The sequence below is a fragment of the Terrabacter sp. LjRoot27 genome (assembly GCF_964254175.1).
Lineage (GTDB): Bacteria > Actinomycetota > Actinomycetes > Actinomycetales > Dermatophilaceae > Terrabacter.
Map to the genome: position 1 here is coordinate 4,430,576 of NZ_CAXUSS020000001.1, position 19,080 is coordinate 4,449,655.

20 protein-coding genes are annotated in these 19,080 nt (G+C 71.5%); 6 read left to right on the forward strand and 14 right to left on the reverse strand.

What is annotated here, in order from left to right:
- The first annotated feature begins 36 nt into the window (after positions 1-36).
- On the forward strand, positions 37-1,350 hold the full coding sequence (locus tag ACSQ2D_RS20435; RefSeq protein WP_435987749.1) for a hypothetical protein: 1,314 nt from the start codon (positions 37-39) through the stop codon (positions 1,348-1,350).
- Here the strand turns inward: ACSQ2D_RS20435 and ACSQ2D_RS20440 are convergent, their stop codons facing one another.
- Positions 1,351-2,724, reverse strand: coding sequence for an L-serine ammonia-lyase (locus ACSQ2D_RS20440; RefSeq protein ID WP_056775085.1), 1,374 nt, complete (start codon positions 2,722-2,724; stop codon positions 1,351-1,353). It lies immediately after the preceding gene.
- 160 nt (positions 2,725-2,884) lie between these two features.
- Between ACSQ2D_RS20440 and ACSQ2D_RS20445 the strand changes: the two genes are divergently transcribed.
- Positions 2,885-3,214 (forward strand): hypothetical protein, encoded by a 330-nt coding sequence (locus ACSQ2D_RS20445; protein WP_435987750.1) that lies wholly within the window; start codon positions 2,885-2,887, stop codon positions 3,212-3,214.
- Between the two features lie 260 nt (positions 3,215-3,474).
- On the forward strand, positions 3,475-4,161 hold the full coding sequence (locus ACSQ2D_RS20450) for an ornithine cyclodeaminase family protein (RefSeq protein ID WP_435987751.1): 687 nt from the start codon (positions 3,475-3,477) through the stop codon (positions 4,159-4,161).
- 206 nt (positions 4,162-4,367) lie between these two features.
- On the opposite strand, the gene ACSQ2D_RS20455 is transcribed toward ACSQ2D_RS20450, so the two are convergent.
- The 5 genes from ACSQ2D_RS20455 to ACSQ2D_RS20475 all read right to left on the reverse strand — a co-directional run bounded on the left by ACSQ2D_RS20455 (position 4,368) and on the right by ACSQ2D_RS20475 (position 9,805).
- On the reverse strand, positions 4,368-5,036 hold the full coding sequence (locus ACSQ2D_RS20455; RefSeq protein ID WP_435987752.1) for an NAD(P)-dependent oxidoreductase: 669 nt from the start codon (positions 5,034-5,036) through the stop codon (positions 4,368-4,370).
- Between the two features lie 111 nt (positions 5,037-5,147).
- Positions 5,148-5,942: an SRPBCC family protein gene (locus ACSQ2D_RS20460; protein WP_435987753.1), complete on the reverse strand. Its 795-nt coding sequence runs from the start codon at positions 5,940-5,942 to the stop codon at positions 5,148-5,150.
- A gap of 7 nt (positions 5,943-5,949) precedes the next feature.
- Positions 5,950-6,807, reverse strand: a complete 858-nt coding sequence (locus ACSQ2D_RS20465; protein ID WP_435987754.1) for an FAD binding domain-containing protein — start codon at positions 6,805-6,807, stop codon at positions 5,950-5,952.
- Positions 6,804-9,290, reverse strand: a complete 2,487-nt coding sequence (locus ACSQ2D_RS20470; RefSeq protein WP_435987755.1) for a xanthine dehydrogenase family protein molybdopterin-binding subunit — start codon at positions 9,288-9,290, stop codon at positions 6,804-6,806. Before ACSQ2D_RS20470 ends, ACSQ2D_RS20465 begins: the two co-directional genes overlap by 4 nt.
- Positions 9,287-9,805 carry a (2Fe-2S)-binding protein gene (locus tag ACSQ2D_RS20475; protein WP_435987756.1) on the reverse strand — a complete coding sequence of 173 codons (519 nt, stop codon included), beginning with the start codon at positions 9,803-9,805 and terminating at the stop codon, positions 9,287-9,289. The genes ACSQ2D_RS20470 and ACSQ2D_RS20475 overlap by 4 nt, the downstream gene beginning before the upstream one ends.
- 241 nt (positions 9,806-10,046) lie before the next feature.
- On the opposite strand from ACSQ2D_RS20475, the gene mgrA reads away from it, so the two are divergent.
- Positions 10,047-11,090 (forward strand): L-glyceraldehyde 3-phosphate reductase, encoded by a 1,044-nt coding sequence (gene mgrA / locus ACSQ2D_RS20480; protein WP_435987757.1) that lies wholly within the window; start codon positions 10,047-10,049, stop codon positions 11,088-11,090.
- A 158-nt stretch (positions 11,091-11,248) separates the two neighbouring features.
- Here the strand turns inward: mgrA and ACSQ2D_RS20485 are convergent, their stop codons facing one another.
- The 4 genes from ACSQ2D_RS20485 to ACSQ2D_RS20500 form a co-directional block, all read right to left on the reverse strand.
- Entirely contained in the window at positions 11,249-12,043 is a 795-nt protein-coding gene (locus ACSQ2D_RS20485) for a trypsin-like serine protease (protein ID WP_435987758.1), read from the reverse strand.
- A gap of 123 nt (positions 12,044-12,166) precedes the next feature.
- On the reverse strand, positions 12,167-12,736 hold the full coding sequence (locus ACSQ2D_RS20490) for an NADPH-dependent FMN reductase (protein ID WP_435987759.1): 570 nt from the start codon (positions 12,734-12,736) through the stop codon (positions 12,167-12,169).
- Between the two features lie 93 nt (positions 12,737-12,829).
- Positions 12,830-13,657: a sterol desaturase family protein gene (locus tag ACSQ2D_RS20495; RefSeq protein ID WP_435987760.1), complete on the reverse strand. Its 828-nt coding sequence runs from the start codon at positions 13,655-13,657 to the stop codon at positions 12,830-12,832.
- Positions 13,657-14,394, reverse strand: coding sequence for a FadR/GntR family transcriptional regulator (locus tag ACSQ2D_RS20500; protein ID WP_435987761.1), 738 nt, complete (start codon positions 14,392-14,394; stop codon positions 13,657-13,659). Before ACSQ2D_RS20500 ends, ACSQ2D_RS20495 begins: the two co-directional genes overlap by 1 nt.
- Positions 14,395-14,478: 84 nt before the next feature.
- Here ACSQ2D_RS20500 and ACSQ2D_RS20505 point away from each other — a divergent pair, with 84 nt between their 5' ends.
- Together ACSQ2D_RS20505 and ACSQ2D_RS20510 are read left to right on the forward strand one after the other, a co-directional pair.
- Positions 14,479-14,982 carry a PaaI family thioesterase gene (locus tag ACSQ2D_RS20505; protein WP_435987762.1) on the forward strand — a complete coding sequence of 168 codons (504 nt, stop codon included), beginning with the start codon at positions 14,479-14,481 and terminating at the stop codon, positions 14,980-14,982.
- A 124-nt stretch (positions 14,983-15,106) separates the two neighbouring features.
- Positions 15,107-15,541, forward strand: a complete 435-nt coding sequence (locus tag ACSQ2D_RS20510) for a DUF309 domain-containing protein (RefSeq protein ID WP_435987763.1) — start codon at positions 15,107-15,109, stop codon at positions 15,539-15,541.
- Between the two features lie 42 nt (positions 15,542-15,583).
- On the opposite strand, the gene ACSQ2D_RS20515 is transcribed toward ACSQ2D_RS20510, so the two are convergent.
- The 4 genes from ACSQ2D_RS20515 to ACSQ2D_RS20530 form a co-directional block, all read right to left on the reverse strand.
- Complete coding sequence (locus ACSQ2D_RS20515; protein ID WP_435987764.1) at positions 15,584-15,769, reverse strand: hypothetical protein; 186 nt, start codon at positions 15,767-15,769, stop codon at positions 15,584-15,586.
- Between the two features lie 81 nt (positions 15,770-15,850).
- The gene (locus ACSQ2D_RS20520) at positions 15,851-17,032 is read right to left on the reverse strand and encodes an XdhC family protein (RefSeq protein WP_435987765.1); all 1,182 of its coding nucleotides are present in this window, start codon (positions 17,030-17,032) and stop codon (positions 15,851-15,853) included.
- The gene (locus ACSQ2D_RS20525; protein WP_435987766.1) at positions 17,025-18,164 is read right to left on the reverse strand and encodes a vWA domain-containing protein; all 1,140 of its coding nucleotides are present in this window, start codon (positions 18,162-18,164) and stop codon (positions 17,025-17,027) included. Before ACSQ2D_RS20525 ends, ACSQ2D_RS20520 begins: the two co-directional genes overlap by 8 nt.
- Entirely contained in the window at positions 18,161-19,048 is an 888-nt protein-coding gene (locus ACSQ2D_RS20530) for an AAA family ATPase (RefSeq protein WP_435987767.1), read from the reverse strand. Before ACSQ2D_RS20530 ends, ACSQ2D_RS20525 begins: the two co-directional genes overlap by 4 nt.
- Positions 19,049-19,080: the final 32 nt, after the last annotated feature.

Sequence of the window (19,080 nt, forward strand, 5' to 3'; positions counted from 1 at the left end):
GGAAGATCACCTCTCCCGACCATTTCAGGAGCAGGTGTGGACAGCGAGATCCAGCTCATCAGCGACGGCGACGGCGTGGCGGTCATCGGAGACCCTGCACTCGTCGAGCAGTTCCTCGCCGCCGAGGGATTGCCCTCGAAGGACCTGGGCCTGCCCAAGCTCGGGTCGGCGCTCAGCACGGCATCTGCGGTTGCCCAGGCCGGTTCTGAGCTGGCCGCGAACTCCGGCCGCTGGGTGAAGCTGACCGAGAAGTCTGCGAGGGCTTTGAAACAGAGCCCCGAGCTGATGAAGGGCTCTGAGGCGCATACCTTCCGGGCGGTGCTGACGAAGAACGGCAAGGTCAGCGGGTTGCTCGAGTTCAGCAAAGGGCCAGGGGCACTGCTGACCAATCCAGCTGTGCTGGCGGGTGCGGCTGGCCTCATGGCGCAGCTGGCCATGCAGCAGACCATGGATGAGATCACCGACTATCTGGCTGCCATCGACGAGAAGGTCGACGATGTCCTGCGCGCACAGAAGGACGCTGTGCTCGCGGACATGATCGGAGTTGGCTTCGTCATCGACGAAGCCATGACCATCCGAGAGCAGGTGGGCCGCGTCTCGGAGGTGACATGGTCGAAGGTGCAGGCCACCCCTGGGACCATCGCTCGCACACAGGCCTATGCACTGGGCCAGCTCGACGCTCTGGCGGACAAGTTGGAGAAGAAGTCGAAGATCGGTGACCTGGCGAAGGCTTCGAAGGAAGCGGAGTCCACGACCCAGGAATGGCTGACCGTCCTTGCACGGTGCTTCCAGCTCCAGGACGCGGTTGGCATCCTCGAACTCGACAGGGTCCTGGATGCCTCGCCGGACGAGCTCGACCGGCACCGGGTGGCCCTACGAACAGCTCGTCACAACCGGACGACGCTCATCTCACGAGCCACAGGACAGCTGATGGAGCGCTTAGGAACCGCCGCAGTGGCCGCCAACTCGAAGGTGCTCATGCACCCCACCTCGTCACGCGAGGTTGTACAGGCGAGTAACCAGGTCTCCCTCAGCGTGGTCGACTTCCACGCCCGCCTCGGGATCGAGCAGGCAGGTCAGTCGCTGGAGGCGAGACGCTGGCTTGAAGCCGCCGCGGAGGCGAGAGAAAAGGCGCTCACGGTCGGTGGAGAAGGTGTCGACACCGCAAAGCGCCTGGGTGGAGAAGGTGTCGACACCGCAAAGCGCCTGGGCGAAGACGGCCTGGACGCGGCCAAGCGAGTCGGCGGGGAGACGTTCAGCCGCGCCAAGTTCATGACGGGCAAGCTGTCGTCCGGCCTCAGCGACCGGGCTATGCGCCGCCGATCAGGCGACGAGGACCCAGACGCGTAGTCAGCACTCGATGACGTTGACGGCGAGGCCGCCGCGCGCGGTCTCCTTGTACTTCACCTTCATGTCACGGCCCGTCTCGCGCATCGTCTTGACGACCTTGTCGAGCGAGACGACGTGCGAGCCGTCGCCGCGCAGCGCGGTGCGGGCCGCGGTGATGGCCTTGACGGAGGCGATGGCGTTGCGCTCGATGCACGGGATCTGCACGAGGCCGCCGACGGGGTCGCAGGTCAGGCCGAGGTTGTGCTCCATGCCGATCTCGGCGGCGTTCTCGACCTGCTCGGGCGTGCCGCCCATGACGGCGGCCATCGCGGCGGCCGCCATCGAGCAGGCCGAGCCGACCTCGCCCTGGCAGCCGACCTCGGCGCCGGAGATCGAGGCGGTCTCCTTGTAGATGACGCCGATGGCGCCGGCGGTGAGCAGGAAGCGGACGATGCCATCACGGTCCGCGCCGTTGACGAAGTTCGCGTAGTAGTGGAGCACCGCGGGGATGATGCCGGCCGCGCCGTTGGTCGGGGCGGTGACGACGCGGCCACCCGAGGCGTTCTCCTCGTTCACGGCGAGCGCGTAGAGGGTGATCCAGTCCATGCCGCGCAGGGGGTCGTCGCTGTTGGCCTCGAGCGAGAGGCGGCGGGCGAGCTCGGGGGCGCGGCGCCGCACGCGCAGGCCGCCGGGCAGCACGCCCTCGGTGGCGATGCCGTTGCGCACGCACTCCTTCATGACGCGCCAGATCTCGAGGAGGCCGTCGCGGACCTCCTGCTCGGTGCGCCACGACAGCTCGTTCTCGAGCATGATGCGGGCGATCGACTTGCCCGTCTCCTTGCAGTGGGCGAGCAGCTCGTCGCCGGTGCGGAAGGGGTGCGCGACCGGGGTCGAGTCCTCGACGATCTTCGTCGACCCGTCGGCGTCCTCGCCGACGACGAAGCCGCCGCCGACGGAGTAGTACGTGTGCTCGGCGACGGTCGCGCCGTCGGCGTCGAGCGCGGTGAACGTCATGCCGTTGGGGTGCAGCGGCAGCGTCTTGCGGCGGTGCAGCGTGAGGTCCTCGAGCTCGATGAAGTCGATCTCGTGCTCGCCGAGCAGGCGGAGGCGCTTCGTCGCGCGGATCTCGGCGAGGCGTCCCTCGACGGCGCGCGGGTCGCACAGCTCGGGCCGCTCCCCCGTCAGACCGAGGAGGACGGCCTTGTCGCTGCCGTGCCCGTGCCCGGTCGCTCCGAGCGAGCCGAAGAGCTGCGAGCGCACGCGTGCGACCCGGTCGATGACTCCCTCGTCGCGCAGCCGCTCCGCGAAGAGGGCGGCGGCCCGCATCGGGCCGACGGTGTGCGAGCTCGACGGCCCGATGCCGACCGAGAAGAGATCGAAAACGCTGAGCGCCATGGAGTCCTGACTTCGTGTCGTCGTTGACGGCTGCCGCCCGGGGTGGTGGGCGATCCGCTCGAGCCTACGTCCCGGGGGCACCGGCACGCACATGCGTGGATTCCGGCCCCCGGGACCTCCCGGACGGGCAGCTCCCAGCCACGGCACCTACAGTCGAGGAGTGCCCCAGGTCAGTGCCGACGTCCACGTTCCGCTCCCGCCGCCCGTCGCGCGGGCGCTGGCCGCGTCGGTGGGCGAGCCGGCCCTCCGGCTGCCTCCGCACGTGACCCCGGAGCCCGTCGCGTGGCGCTTCGACGCGGAGGACGACGGCACGCTTGTCGTGCTGACGCTGGCGTATGCCGTCGACCCGGGTTGGGTGCGCTCGATCACCCACGAGGTCACCCAGTGGTCGCTCGCCAAGCAGCTGCGCACCCACCTCGCGGCGCTCGCGGACGCCGGCGGCGACCCGGTGCGGGTCGAGCGCGCGCGCTCGAGCGCGGGTGAGGGCTGAGGTGCAGCAGCCGCGCTGGGTCGACGCCGCAACCGTGCGCCGGAACCTCACGCCCGACCGCGCCCGGCGGCTCATCCGCCGCGAGCTCGCCGACGGTCTCGACCCGGCGTCGGACCCGCCCCGGCTCGCCGCGGGGGTCGGTGACGGCCAGCTCCTCGTCATGCCGTCGGCGAACCGCCGCACGGCCGGGGTCAAGGTGCTCACCGTCGCGCCGGGCAACCCGGCGTGGTCTCGACCGCATCCAGGCGGTCTACGTCCTCATGGACGCCGACACCCTCGCCCCGTCGGTGCTCGTCGACGGCACGGCCGTCACGTCGCTGCGCACCCCGGCGGTGTCCGCCGTCGCGATGGATGCGCTCGCCCCTTCCGAGGTCGAGTCGGCCGTCATCTTCGGCAGCGGGCCCCAGGCGCTCGGTCACGCGGAGGCGTTGCTCGCCATCCGGCACACGACCTCGGTGACGGTGGTCGGCCGACGAGGTGACGCGGCGCGTGCGACCGCGCAGCGGATCTCGGGGCTCGCGTCGACGCACGCGCTCACCACGCGTGGGCTCACCGTCGACGACCCTGGGGTCGAGGACGCCGTCCGCGGGGCGCAGGTCGTCGTGACCGCGACGTCGGCGGCGACGCCGGTGCTCGGCGACGACTGGGTCGCCGACGGCGCGTGCGTCGTGGCCATCGGGTCGCACGAGCCGCACCGCCGCGAGCTCGGGTCGGCGCTGCTCGGGCGCTCGCTCGTCGTCGTCGAGGACATCGGCACGGCGCACCGCGAGGCGGGCGACGTCATCCTCGCCGCCGCGCAGGGCGCCATCGACTGGGCCGACGTGCGCACGCTCGCCGACCTCGTGCTCGGCCGGTTCGAGCGGGCGACGGACCGCCCGAACGTCTTCAAGAGCGTCGGCATGGCGTGGCAGGACCTCGTCATCGCCGAGCACGTCGCCCGCCCCTGACCCTCGAGTGAGCGCCCAGTCCCAGTCGAGTGGCCCCGCTCTCCCACCCAAGGCACCTCCCCATCCGTCGAGTGGCCCCGTCGTCACAGGCCGGTGGTGTGACGACGGGGCCACTCGACGGGGAGGTGGCGACGCCGGGTGTTGCGGGAGTGACGGCGAGGCCACTCGAGTGGGGTGGGGCGCTCACTCGAGTGGGACTGGGCGGGTCAGGGTGCCTGGGTGGGGGTGTTGGCGACCACGGCGTCGATGGGCTGGTAGCCGTCGTTGAAGGGGAGGATGCGGCGGGCCGTCGTGTCGGGGTGCTCGACGACCGCGCGGATGACGTGGGCGACGTTGTCGCGCGAGACCTTGCCGGCCTCGACGCCCTCGCCGGTCTCGATGTGACCCGTGGCCGCGTCGGTGGTGAGGGCGCTCGGGCGCAGGATCGTCCACGCGAGGTCGGTCCCCTGGAGGTGCTCGTCCGCGGCCGCCTTCGCCTCGGCGTAGGCGTAGAAGCCGTTGTCCTCGGGGACACCGTGGTCGGGCCCGGCGCCGAAGTAGGACACCATGACGTAGCGCCCGACGCCGGCCTGTCCCGCGGCGTCCATCGAGCGGATCGCCGCGTCGCGGTCGACGGCATACGTCCGCTCGGGACTGCCACCGCCGGCGCCCGCTGACCAGACGACGACGTCGCTGCCGCGGACGAGGTCGGCGATCTGCTCGGTCGTGGCGTGCTCGACGTCGAGCACGGCTGCCGTGGCACCGGTCGCCTCGACGTCGGCCACGTGGTCCGGGTTGCGCACGAGCGAGGTGACGTCGTGACCGTCGGCGACGAGCAGCGGGGCGGCGAGCAGTGCGACCTTGCCGTGGCCGCCGATGAGGATGACGCGGGACATGACTCTCCTGGGGTTCGGGGACGGGGTCTGTCAGGTCCAACGCCACCGCACCCCTTGCGTATGCCGCAGGCCCGGCCGGGAGCGCGACCGGGCCTGCTGCACGTGCTGGGGTCAGTCGCCTCGGCGACCGATGAGCCAACCGATGACGACCCCGATGGCGGCAGCCGCTGCGTAACCGGCATACCGCTGGACCAGCACGGGCATCACGGCCGAGCCGAGGTCGAGGGGGGCGTCCTCCTCGACGGCGGCCGGGACCCTGCGCGGGGGCGGCGGCCGGTGCGCCGCCGGAGCGGGCGCGGCTGCCGTCGTGCCGGCACCGCTCGTTCCGGTGTCGGCTGCGAGCGCGTCGGACGCCGTCTCGACGAAGCCGCCCGAGGGCGCCTCCGCGGCAGCCGCTGCAGCCGCGGCCGGGGCCGGCGCCGGTACCGGTACCGGCGCCGGCGCCGCCTCGGGAGCGGCCTCCGGACCGGTCAGCTGCTTCTCGATGCACGCGGTGAACGCGCCCAGCAGCTTGTCGGACACGTCCTGCATGACGCCGCGGCCGAACTGCGCCGGCTTGCCGGTGACGGCGAGGTCGGTGACGACGTCGGCGCGGGTGCCGTCGCCGTCGGGGCTCAGGGTGATCGTCACGGTCGCGCCGGCCGTGCCGTTGCCCCGCTTGTCCTTGCCCTTGGCCTCGATGACGGCGTGGTGCGCCGCGTCGTCGCGCTCGACGAACGAGCCCGACCCGGAGTAGACGAGCGCGATCGGCCCGAGCTTGACCTTGACCGTGCCGGAGAAGCCGTCGTCGGTCACCTCCGTCACGGTCGCCCCGGGGAAGCAGCTGCCGACGCGCTCGAGGTCCATGAAGAGGGCCCAGGCGTCGTCGACCGAGGTCGGCACGGTGAAGGAGTGCGTCAGGTCCATCCGGGCATCACGCTCCTGCCGCGGCGAGGACCGCGCGCCGCGTCAGCACCGTGGCGAGGTGCTTGCGGTAGTCGGAGTCGCCGTTGAGGTCCGACGGTGGGTTGGTGCCGTCGGTGACGGACGCGACCGCCGCGCGGACCGCCTCGTCGGTCGCGGGCTGCCCGACGAGGGCCTCCTCGACCGAGCGGGCGCGCAGCGGGGTCGAGCCCATGTTCGTCAGACCGACGCGGGCCTCGGCGATCGAGCCGCCCTCGCTGCGCACCGTGGCCGCGACGCCGACGATCGACCACTGGTGGCTGACGCGGACGAACTTCTCGTAGTGCGCGCCCCAGCCCGTGTGCTTCGGGACGCGGATCTGGGTCAGCAGCTCGCCCTCGCCGACGGCCGTCGCGAAGAGGTCCTCGAAGAAGTCCTCCGCCGCGACGGTGCGGGTCGAGCCGTCCGCTCCCGCGATGACGAGCTCGGCCTCGAGGGCGAGCGCCGGCGCGCCGACGTCACCCGCCGGGTCGGCGTGCACCAGCGCGCCGCCGATCGTGCCGCGGTGGCGGATCTGCGGGTCGGCGACGGTCTGGATCGCCTTGGACAGCAGGGCCGCATGGGTCGACACGGCCTCGGAGGCCAGCACGGCGGCATACGTCGTCATGGCTCCGATGACGAGGTGGTCACCGTCCTCGCTGACGCCCTGCAGCTCGGGGATGCGGCCGAGGTCGATGACGACCCCGGGCGCGTTGAGCCGCATGCGCAGGATGGGCAGCAGCGACTGGCCGCCCGCGAGCACCTTGGCGTCGTCGCCGTGCTCGGCGAGCGCCGCGACGGCCTCCTGCACGGTCGTGGGGGCGAGGTAGTCGAACTGGGCGGGGATCATGCCTGGCTCCCTTCGGTCGCGGCGCCGGGATCCTGGTTGGGCACGCCCTCGTCGAAGTGCGGCTGCGCCTCGCGGTCACCCTCCGTCGAGACCGCGCGTCCGGCCTGGATGGCCTTCCACACGCGCTCGGGAGTGCACGGCATCACGACGTCGTCGACGCCGAGCGGTCGCACCGCGTCGACGATCGCGTTGACGACGGCGGGCGTCGAGGCGATCGCGCCGGCCTCGCCGACCCCCTTGGTGCCCAGGGCGGTGTAGGTCGAGGGCGAGGTCGTGTGGTCGGTGACGAAGCTGATCGTGTCGGCCGACGTCGGCAGGGTGTAGTCGACGAACGAGCCGGTCACGAGCGTGCCCTGGTCGTCGTACTCCGCGCCCTCCCAGAGGGCCTGCGCGATGCCCTGGACGAGACCGCCGTGCACCTGTCCCTCGACGATGAGCGGGTTGATGATGACGCCGATGTCGTCGACGCAGACGTACTTGCGCATCGACGTCGCCCCCGTCTCCGTGTCGACCTCCATGGCGCACAGGTGGGTGCCGTGCGGGAAGGAGAAGTTCTCGGGGTCGAAGGTGGCGTCGGAGTCGAGGCTCGGCTCGACGCCGTCGGGCAGGTTGTGGCCGGTCCACGTCGCGAGCGCGACCTCAGGCATGCTGACGCCCTTGTCGGTGCCCTTGACGCCGAAGCGACCGCCCGTGAACTCGATGTCGTCGACGCTCGCCTCGAGCAGGTGCGCTGCGACGACCTTGGCCTTCTCGATGACCTTGTCGGCGGCCCGGACGACGGCCTCGGCTCCCACGACGAGGGAGCGCGAGCCGTAGGTGTCCATGCCCTTGGACGAGATCTGGGTGTCGCCGTGGAGCACCTCGACGTCCTCGAAGGGGACCCCGAGCCGGTCTGCGACGATCTGGCTCCAGGCCGTCTCGTGGCCCTGGCCGTGCGGCGAGACGCCCGTGAGGACCTCCACCTTGCCCGTGGCGAGCATCCGGATGCTGGCGCTCTCCCAGCCGCCGGCGCCGTAGTTGAGCGTGCCGAGGATGCGGGACGGCGCGAGGCCGCACATCTCGGTGAAGGTGGAGATGCCGATGCCGAGCTGGACCGGGTCGTTGCTCTCACGCCGGCGCTTCTGCTCGGCGCGCAGCTCGTCGTAGCCGAAGAGGTCCTTGGCCTTGGCGGTCGCGGCCTCGTAGTTGCCCGAGTCGTACGTCATGCCGGCGACCGAGGTGAAGGGGAACTCGTCGTGCGTAATCCAGTTCTGCTCGCGGACCTCGAGCGGGTCGCGGCCGAGCTCGGCTGCGAGCTCGTCCATCATGCGCTCGATGGCGAAGGTCGCCTCGGGGCGACCGGCCCCGCGGTAGGCGTCGACCCACGTCTTGTTCGTGAGCAGCGTCCGCACGGTGAAGTGGTAGGCGGCGAACTTGTAGATGGAGTTGAACATCCACGCGCCGAGCACCGGCACGCCGCCGCCGACGACGCCGACGTAGGCGCCGAGGTCGGCGAGCAGCTCGACCTTGAGGCCGGTGACGGTGCCGTCCTTGCGGGCGCTCAGCGTCAGCTTCTGCCACTGGTCGCGTCCGTGGTGTCCGGAGAGGAGGGACTCGCTGCGGGTCTCGGTGTACTTGCACGGCTTGCCGAGCCGTCGGGCCACGGCGATCGTCGCGAACTCCTCGGGCGTCGTCTGGAGCTTGCCGCCGAAGCCGCCGCCGACGTCGGGGGCGATGACCCGCACCTTGGACTCGGGGATGCCGGTCGTCGCGGCGACGAGGAAGCGCAGGATGTGCGGCACCTGCGTCGAGGTCCAGACCGTCATCTGCTCGCCGGTCGGGTCGCACACCGTCGACCGCGGCTCCATGAAGGCGGGGATGAGCCGCTGCTGGCGGAACTCGCGCTCGATGACGACGCCGTCGTTGCGTGCGGCGGCGATCTCGTCCTCGACGTCGGTGCCCGACCCCTGCGCGGCCGAGTCGAGGGTCCACACGGCGGAGGTGTTGGTGCCGAGGTCGGGGTGCGCGAGCACCTCGTCCTTGACGGCCTCCTTGAGGTCGAGGACCGCGGGCAGCTCGTCGTAGTCGACGTCGACGAGCTCGGCGGCGTCTCGCGCCTCGGCTGCAGAGCGGGCGGCGACGACGGCGACGATCTCGCCGGCACACGCGACGTGGTCGACGACGACGGGCAGGTGGTTCGGTGTCTTCTGCTCGGCGTTGAGCGGCCACGCGTTGGCGATGGCGCCCTGGACGTCCTTGATGTCCGCGCCGGTGACGACCCCGACGACACCCGGGGCCTTCCTCGCCTCGTCGGTGTTGATGGCGGTGATGGTGGCGTGGGCGAAGGGGCTGCGCACCATGGCGAGGTGCAGCATGCCGGGGAGCTGGATGTTGTCGGTCCACCGGGTGCGGCCGGTGATGAGGCGCTGGTCCTCCTTGCGGGTGCGCGCCTTGCCGATCTCGGGTGTGGCGGCCTCGGCCGCCCGGTCCTCGGTGATCGTCATGACGACACCGCCTGCGAGCTCGCCGAGCTCGCGGAGCTGGCAGCGCCCGCGCCGCTCATGGTGCCGGCCGCCTGCTGCACGGCCTTGACGATGTTGTGGTAGCCGGTGCAGCGGCAGAGGTTGCCCTCGAGACCCTCGCGGATCTCCTGCTCGCTGGGGTCGGGGTTGTTCTTGAGGACGTCACACGCCTGCATGATCATGCCGGGGGTGCAGTAGCCGCACTGGAGGGCGTGGCACTCGTGGAAGGCCTGCTGGACCGGGTGGAGCTCACCGTCCGTGGCGAGCCCCTCGATCGTCGTCACCTCGTGGCCGTCCGCCTGGACGGCGAGGACGTTGCACGACTTCACGCTCGTGCCGTCGAGGTGCACGGTGCAGGCACCGCAGTTGCTCGTGTCGCATCCGATGACGGTTCCGGTCTTACCGAGGCTCTCGCGAAGGTACTGGACCAGAAGGGTCCTGGGCTCGACCTCGTCGGAGTAGCTCACCCCGTCGACGGTCATGTTGATTCGGGTCATGCTGTCGGTCCTCCTGCCACGCTGCAGTTGACATCGTTGACTTCCCCACGCGCAGTCTTACTCGCGTTCAACTACTGCACAAGGGCAACGGGGAGAACCCTCCACATCCGCAGAGCATCCCCAGAGCGTCCCCCGGAGCATCCCCGGAGTTTCCGCGTCCGATCCCCGTCCGGGCGGCCGCCGCGGCCACAGCGTGACCCGGCTTTTGGCGGCATACGGCAGGGGGACGAGACTGGGTCGCATGACTCTTCACGCCGACGACTACCAGGCCTCCCGCAGCCGCTACGACTCGATGACCTACCGCCGGACGGGCCGTTCGGGGCTCGACCTGCCGGCCGTCTCGCTCGGGCTGTGGCACAACTTCGGCGACGACGTCCCCCTCGACCGCCAGCGCGCGACCCTGCGCCGCGCCTTCGACCTCGGCGTCACGCACTTCGACCTCGCCAACAACTACGGCCCGCCCTACGGCAGCGCCGAGCGCAACTTCGGCACGATCTACGCGCAGGACTTCAAGCGCTACCGCGACGAGCTGATCCTGTCGACGAAGGCCGGCTACGACATGTGGCCCGGCCCGTACGGCCAGGGCGGCGGCAGCCGCAAGTACGTCCTGTCCTCGCTCGACCAGTCCCTCGCCCGGATGGGCGTCGACTACGTCGACATCTTCTACTCCCACCGTTTCGACGAGACGACGCCGCTCGAGGAGACGATGGGCGCGCTCGACACGGCCGTCCGCCAGGGCAAGGCGCTGTATGCCGGCATCTCCTCCTACTCGGGCCCCCGCACCAAGGAGGCCGTCGAGATCCTCCGCGAGCTCGGCACGCCGCTGCTCATCCACCAGCCGAGCTACTCGATGCTCAACCGCTGGGTCGAGGAGGACCTGCTCGACGTGCTCGGCGAGGAGGGTGTCGGCTGCATCGCCTTCAGCCCGCTCGCGCAGGGGATGCTCACGAGCAAGTACCTGGGCGGCGTGCCGGAAGGCTCGCGTGCGTCGCAGGACAAGTCGCTCTCGACCGACCTGCTGACCGAGCAGAACCTCACGCACATCCGTGCCCTCAACGAGATGGCGCAGTCGCGCGGCCAGTCGCTCGCGCAGATGGCGCTCGCGTGGATCCTGCGCGACCAGCGCATCACGTCGGTGCTCATCGGCGCCTCGTCGGTCGCCCAGCTCGAGGACAGCCTCGGCTCGCTCGACAACCTCGACTTCTCGCAGGAGGAGCTCGACACGATCGACCAGCACGCGGTCGAGGGCGGCATCAACCTCTGGAAGACCTCCAGCGCCCACTGACCCCTGGGGGTCGTATGCCGTGTCGCCGGGACCGCGCGTCGCCGCGGTCCCGGCTACCGGCCGCTACGTCAGTGCCCCGCCACGCGGAGCACTGACGTAGCGGACCCGGGCACACGGCATACGCAAGGGCTTCCGCAGCGGTCGCCCACCAGCGGACGTCAGTCGTCGAGGTAGCCCTGGACGAACGCGAGGACGTCGGCCCGGTCGGTGCGGAAGACGCCACCGGTGCCGCCGCACGTCGGGTTGATGCCGAAGGACGTGACGCCCGCGACGACGTTGCTCGTGCCGAGGAAGTTCGGGCCGCCGGAGTCACCGAAGCACGTGCCGCCGGTGTTGGCGTTGTTGGACAGCAGCAGCGACTGGGGTCCGGTGAAGCCCGTGTTGATCTGGAGCAGGTGCGGGTGCGCGACCATCCGGATGCGCAGCGCCGACTCCTTCCACGAGGCGGCGTCGGGGAAGGCCTTCTGGAGGCCGTAGCCGACGGAGGTGAACGTCGTCGCGCGGCTCGGCTTGAGCGCGTCGAGCTGGTCGGTCGTGGGCAGCGCGCCGTAGGTCGACATGGTCATCGGGGTGTCGAGCACGACGACGCCGACGTCGTGGAGGTAGAAGGCGTCGGGGTCGTAGGACTCGATGGTGTGCGGCGTGCCGCCGACCTGGCCCTTGAGCGGGTAGCCGTTGCCGGGTCGGCCGCTCTCGACGTCCGCCTGGAACCAGATCTCGACGTGGGCGGCGGGGGCCTCGGTGCAGTGGCCGGCGGTGAGGTAGACGGTGGAGCTGAGCAGGGTGCCGGAGCAGCGCCACAGCGGGTTGCCGTCGGCGTCCTGGGCGACCATGAGCCCGACGTACGGGTGGCCGTTGCCGTCGAGCGTGCCGTTGGTGACGGCGCCGGCGGGCGCTGACGCCCCGAGCGCCAGGGCGAGGGCCGCGACGAGCGCGAACCAGATCTTCTTCATGGGTGGACCTTTCGGGGGCGGGCGCGCCGCGGCGCGCAGCTCGTTCCCCGAGGTCTCGCCACGGTAACCCGCCAGGCGGCCCGCGTGGGCCTCTTCGTCCGACGGGATCCGAGGCCGGGTGCCTCAGGCGCGGGGCAGCACCGTGAGGACCCGCTCGACGTGGTCGCGGAACTCCTGCATGAAGTCGGTGAGGAACTGCTTCATCGGCTCGTCCGTCACGTCGCCGTCGTCGGTGATCGCTCCGGGCTCGAGCCGGATGTAGGCCTCGGGTGAGGTCATCTGCCGGGCGTTGCAGAAGCTGAGCACGGCCCGCAGGCTCTGCTGGGCGAGCGCCGTTCCGATCTGTCCGGGAGAGGCGCCGATGACGGCGGCGGGCAGGTGGTTGAAGGAGTTCTGCCCCCAGGGGCGCGAGGCCCAGTCGATGGCGTTCTTCAGGGCGCCGGGGATCGAGCGGTTGTACTCCGGCGTCACGAAGAGGACGGCGCTCGAGGCGGCGATGGCCTCCTTGAGCGCCGTGGCCTCGGCCGGGTAGTCGCTGTCGAAGTCCGGGCTGTAGAGCGGCAGGTTGCCGATCGGGATCTCGGTGAACTCGAGGTCCTTCGGCGCGAGCCGGACCAGCGCCGTGCTCAGGGTCCGGTTGATCGAGGTCGATGACAGGCTGCCGACGAAGTAGCCGACCTGGTAGGTGCTCACGTGGATCTCCTCGCTCGGGACCTCCAGTGTCGTCCTCGCGGCCGCCCGCGGCTAGGTCGCGACGACGTCACGGACCCGGCCACACGGCATACCTCAGGTGTTGGGCTGCCAGCCCGGGCCGCGGACGACGAAGCCCCAGCGGTCGCGCCACGAGCGGGCGGCGCGGACGTCGGCCCAGATCGAGGCGTACTCGTGGGTGGCGACGACGAGCGGGTTGTAGGTGCGCAGCTGCTTCGTCAGGCCGTAGACGACGCGCTCGCCCTCGGGCTCGAAGGAGCGGAAGAGGCGGTCCCAGATGACGAGGATGCCGCCGTAGTTGCGGTCGAGGTAGGCGTTGTTCATGCCGTGGTGCACGCGGTGGTGCGAGGGCGTGTTCATGACGTATTCGACTGGGCGCCAGAGCTTCCCGACGCGCTCGGTGTGGAGGAAGAACTGGTAGAGCAGCGAGATCGACTGCTGGAGGAAGATCGCCCACACCGGCACGCCGAGGAGCGCGAGCGGCGCCCAGAACGGGATGCCGCCGAAGGGGGTCCACGTCTGGCGCAGCGCCGTCGAGAAGTTGTAGCGCTGGCTCGAGTGGTGCACGACGTGGCTGGCCCAGAGGATCCGCACCTCGTGGTGGGCGCGGTGGTACCAGTAGTAGGCGAGGTCCTCGGCGAAGAAGATGACGACCCACACCCACCACAGCGAGGTGTCGAGGCGGAGCGGGGTCACGGCATACAGCGCGGCGTAGACGACGAGCTGCGCTGCCTTGTAGAGGATCCCGACGCCGACGCTCCCGATGCCCATGGTGAGGCTCGTGACGGTGTCGCGGACCTCGTAGCCGACCTCGTCGTCGTCGGGCGCGAGCCACAACGAGAGCACCTCGATGACGATGAAGGCGATGAAGAAGGGGATCGCCGTGACGATGATGTCGACCATCACGCCCCCTTGGTCACCGGGTCGAGCGTGCGCCCGTCGTCGGTGAGCGAGGCCCACACGTCGACGGCCTGGGTGAGGATCGCGTCGGCGAGCCGCGCGGCCTCGGCGGCGTCGCCGGTCGCGATGGCGGCGGCGAGCGGCGCGTGCGGGAGCAGGTCGGAGCGGTCGCCGGCGAGGAGCGCGTCCATGACCTCGGGGCTGCCGTCGATGGCGTGGACGAGGGAGTTGAGCGCGAGGCGGAAGGTGAGGTTGCCGCTCGCCTCGACGACGGCGAGCCAGAAGTCGCGGTCGGCGTCGTCGATGTCGGGGCAGCCGTATGCCGCCGCTGCCGCCACGACGCTCGCCCGTGCCGGCTCGGTGGCCCGGGTCGCGGCGAGGCGCGAGCCCTCGACGCCGATGCAGCGGCGCATCTCGAGGCCGTCGCGCAGGATCATCGGGTCGAGCCCGTCGCCCGAGCGGGCCAGGTGGGCGAGCAGGTCGAGGCCGGCGCTGCTGCGCACGTCGAGGACCGTCGTGCCGCCGCCGTGGACGACGCGGACGAAGCCGGCGACCTGGAGGCGCTGGAGGGCCTCGCGGACGGCGTGCCGGTTGACGGCGAAGGAGGCGGCCAGCTCGCGCTCCGGCGGCAGGGAGTCGCCGGGGGCGAAGCGGCCGGTGAGGATCGCGTCGCGCAGCTCGGTGAAGACCTGCTCGGACACGGACCGGCGGGCGACGGGGGTGAATCCGCTCTGACTCATGTCGTCGAGGATGACACTGCGCACGTCAACTCATCAAGAGGTTGGACCAATTCGTGATGCGGAGCTCGCTTGTAGGTTGGGCCCATGCCGGACACCGACGTCGACATCGCCCGCGCCGACGATGCGCTCAGCATCCAGGAGCGCCTCTACCCGAACCTCCCGTGCTTCGGCTGCGGGCAGGGCAACCCCAAGGGTCTGCAGCTCAAGAGCTACCCGGTCGGTGACGGCGGTGGTGCGGGCGGCGTGACGGCGGCGTTCATGCCGTGGCCCGAGCACGACAACGGCCTCGGCTACCTCAACGGCGGCATCATCGGCACGGTCCTCGACTGCCACAGCGCGGCCGCCGTCATGCTCGAGGCCCAGCGCCGGGGCTGGCCGCCGCTGCCGGGCGCCGACCTCTCCTACGTCACGGCCGGGCTCGACGTGCGCTACCTGCGACCCGCTCCCCTGCACGACGAGATCGAGCTCTTCGCGACCGTCACCGAGGCCGACGAGCCGCAGATGACGGTCGAGGTCGAGCTGCGCTTCGACGGCAAGGTGCGCGCTGCGGCGACGGCCGTCTGGAAGCGCTGGCGCCCACGCACCTGAGCGCGTCAGACCGGCGGGCCGCCGCCCTCGGCCCGGGTCGGCGGGCAGGACCGGACCGCAGGGCGAGGGCCTACGGTGGACGCATGAGGCTGCCCACCCGACGTCACGTCCAGCGGAGCCTGCGGTGAGCGGCGCGAGCGACCGCGACCGCGACGGGGCCGGGCGACCCCGACAGGAGCGACCCCGCGACGCTCTCGGTCGACCGCTGCCCTACGGCGCCGAAGGCGTCGAGCCGGTCTCCGAGGAGCCACTCCCGCCGCACGAGACCCTGGCCGCGGCCAAGGCCCTCGTCGAGGAGGGGCGGCCCTTCTCGGCGCACGAGGTCCTCGAGGCCCGCTGGAAGGCCGGGCCCGATGACGAGCGTGACCTCTGGCAGGGCCTCGCCCAGCTCTGCGTCGCCCTGACGCACGCCGCTCGGGGCAACGAGGTCGGGGCTCACCGTCTGCTCGACCGTGGCGTCGACAGGCTCCAGCAGTATGCCGCGGGCGGGGGTCCCCCTTACGGGCTCGACCTCACGGCCGTCGTCTCCTGCGCGCGCGACCGGGTCGCGCCAAAGTAGCCGGCCGAGTCCGGCCGCATACGAACTTTGTCGAGGTGGGGCCTAGAGCCCGAGCTTGCCTCCGAGACCGCCGAGGAGCTCCTGGGGGTCGATGTTGAACTTGCTGAGCAGGTCGGCGTGCTGGTCGGTGTCGACCTGGTCGGGCAGCTCGGTCTCGGCCTGGGCGGCCTGCTGCTGCTCACCGCGGTTGCGCAGGAGCTCGAGGATCTGCTGCTTGTCGATCTGCATGGTGGCCTCCTTGAGGGGTGGTGCGGACAGGACGCCCTTACCCCGTCGGCTGCCCTCGTGACATCACGAGCACGTGAGGTCTCAGTGACCCAGCGGGGTGTCGTGCGCGGGATGGTGGTGGTGGATCGGGCCCTCGGTGGCCGCGAGCCGCTCGCCGGCGCCGCCCCAGCGCAGCGCGATGATCTCGGCGGCGATCGAGACGGCGGTCTCCTCCGGCGTGCGGGCGCCGAGGTCGAGGCCGATCGGTGAGCTCATCCGGGCCAGCTCGTCGTCGGTGAGCCCGGCCTCGCGCAGCCGCTCGAGCCGGTCCTCGTGGGTGCGCCGCGAGCCCATGGCGCCGATGTAGGCGACCTCGGGCAGACGGAGCGCGACCTCGAGCAGCGGCACGTCGAACTTCGGGTCGTGGGTGAGCACGGCGATGACGGTGCGGCTGTCGATGCGTCCCTCGTCGACCTCCGCCTGGAGGTAGTCGTGCGGCCACTTGACGACGACCTCGTCGGCGCCGGGGAAGCGCGTCTTCGTGGCGAAGACGGGCCGGGCGTCGCACACGGTGACGTAGTAGCCGAGGAAGCCGCCGACCCGCGCGACTGCGGCGGCGAAGTCGATGGCGCCGAACACGAGCATCCGCGGCTTCGGCGCGTGGGCGGCGACGAAGACCCGCATCCCCTCGCCGCGACGCTCCCCGTCGGGGCCGTAGGTGAGGATCGCCGAGCGGCCCTGTGCCAGAAGGCCTCGGGCGTCGTCGCGTACGGCGTCGTCCGCGCGCCCGCTGCCGAGCGAGCCGAGCACGGATGCCGTGTCGTCACCACCGTCGGGCCCGTCGGCCTCCGGGTGCACGACGACGCGGCGGCCGACCCACGTGGGCTCGGGGTGCTCGATGACGGTGACGACGGCGACAGGCCGTCCGGCCGCGATGTCGGCGGCGACGTCGCCGAGCTCGGGGAACGTCTCGCGGGAGACCTTCTCGACGAAGACGTCGAGGATGCCCCCGCACGTCAGCCCGACGGCATACGCGTCGTCGTCGCTGACGCCGTAGCGCTGGAGCACGGGCCGACCGGTCTCGACGACCTCCTGGCTCAGCTCGTAGACGGCGCCCTCGACGCAGCCTCCGGAGACGGAGCCGACGGCCTCACCGCCGGGGCCGACGAGCATCGAGGCGCCGGCCTGGCGCGGCGCCGAGCGCCACGTGCCGACGACGGTGCCGACGCCGACGGTCTCGCCGGCCGACCACCACTGCATCAGCTCGTCCATCACCTCACGCACGGGCGACCACCTCGATCAGCTCCTCGAACGCCGCGAGCGAGTGCCCTGCGACGAAGTCGTCGATGTGCGGCAAGGCCGCGACGATGCCCTGCTGCACCGGCTCGTAGCCGACCTTCCCGCGGTGCGGGTTGGCCCACACGACCCGGTGCGAGAGCGCGTTGAGGCGGCGCATCTGCTCACCGAGCACCTCCGGTCCCTCGCGTTCCCAGCCGTCGGAGAAGACAACGACGACGGAGCCCCGGGCCATACCCCGGCGGCCCCAGCGGTCGAGGAAGGCGCCGATGGCCTCGCCCAGGCGGGTGCCGCCCGACCAGTCGGGGACGACGCGTCCGGCGGCGGCGAGCGCCCGGTCGGGGTCGCGCTCGGTGAGCGCCCGGGTCACGTGGGTCAGGCGGGTGCCCATGGTGAAGACCTCGACGTGGGGCACCGTGCGCACGAAGACGTGGGCGAGGCGGAGGAGGCTGTCGGCATACGGGCTCATGGAGCCGGAGACGTCGATGAGCAGGACGATGCGGCGCGGGCGGGTGCCGCGGCGGCGGTGGTGGATGCGACCGGGCTCGCCCATCCGGCGCAGCTGCTCGCGGAGCGTGGCGGGGCCGTCGACGGTGCCGCTGCTCGCGCGGACGTGGCGGCGGGCGCGGCGCAGCGGCGAGCGCGGGTCGAGGCTGGCGAACATCCTTGCGGCGGCAGCGCGGTCGGCGGCGCTGAGGGTCGCGACGTCACGGTGGCGCAGCACCTCCTGCGCGCTCGCCTTGGCCTGGATCGTGTCGGCCTCGCCGTCGCCGGCCTCCCCCTCGGCGTCGCCGAGGGGCGCCTGGCGCACGGGAGGGCGCTGGATGTCGACGCGGCGTCCCTGCGGGATGGACTCGCCGCCGAACCAGCGCTCGAAGATCTCGTCGTATGCCGGGAAGTCCGCGGGCGTGGACGTGAGGGTCGAGCGGCCGGCCCAGTAGACCCCGGCGCGCTCCCCCATCCCGACCGTGGCCGCGGCGATCAGGAAGGTGCGCTCGCGGTCGGCGGTGACGTTGACGCCGGCGGCGCGCAGGGCGCGGGCGAAGCCGAGGAGCAGCTCGTCGACGTCGGGCTCGGTCGGGTGCTGGGTGGCTGCGGCGGGCGCGAGGTCTCGGGTCATGCGGTGAGCAGCTTGTCGAGCGAGGCGCGGATCCTCTCGGAGTCCTCGCGGTACTTCAGGGCGGCGCCGAGGGTGGCGGCGGCGACCTCTGCGTCGAGGCGGGTGGCGCCGACGGTCTCGAGGGCGCGCGCCCAGTCGAGCGTCTCGGCGACGCCCGGGGGCTTGATGAGCTCGCCCGAGGAGCGGAGGCGCTGGACGAGGGTGACGACCTGCTCGGCGAGCGCGGCGCTGACCTCGGGCAGGCGGGTGCGCACGATCTCGAGCTCGCGGGCGAGGCCGGGGTGGTCGATCCAGTGGTAGAGGCAGCGGCGCTTGAGCGCGTCGTGCAGCTCGCGGGTGCGGTTCGAGGTGAGGACGACGATCGGCGGGGTTGTGGCAGCGATGGTGCCGAGCTCGGGGATCGTCACCTGCCATGTGGAGAGGACCTCGAGGAGGAAGGCCTCGAACTCGTCGTCGGCGCGGTCGATCTCGTCGATGAGCAGGACGCAGGGGGCTTCGCGCAGGGCCTGGAGGACGGGGCGGGCAAGGAGGAAGCGCTCGTCGAAGAGCTCGGCCTCGAGTGCCTTGGCGTCGTGGTGCTCCTCGCGGGAGAGGGCCTCGACGGTGCGCAGGTGCAGGATCTGGCGCGGGAAGTCCCAGTCGTAGAGGGCCTGCGTCGCGTCGATGCCCTCGTAGCACTGGAGGCGGATCAGCTTGAGGTCGAGCGCCTGGGCGAGGCCCTCGGCGAGGGCGGTCTTGCCGGTGCCGGGCTCGCCCTCGAGCAGGATCGGCCGGTTCAGCCGGGTCGCGAGGAAGGTGATCGTCGCGAGCGCCTCGTCGGCGAGGTAGCCCGTGCCGCCCAGGGCGGTCGTGACGTCGTCGGCGCTGTTGAACAGGTGATCCATCCCCTGAGCATCACTCATGAACGGGGGTTGCG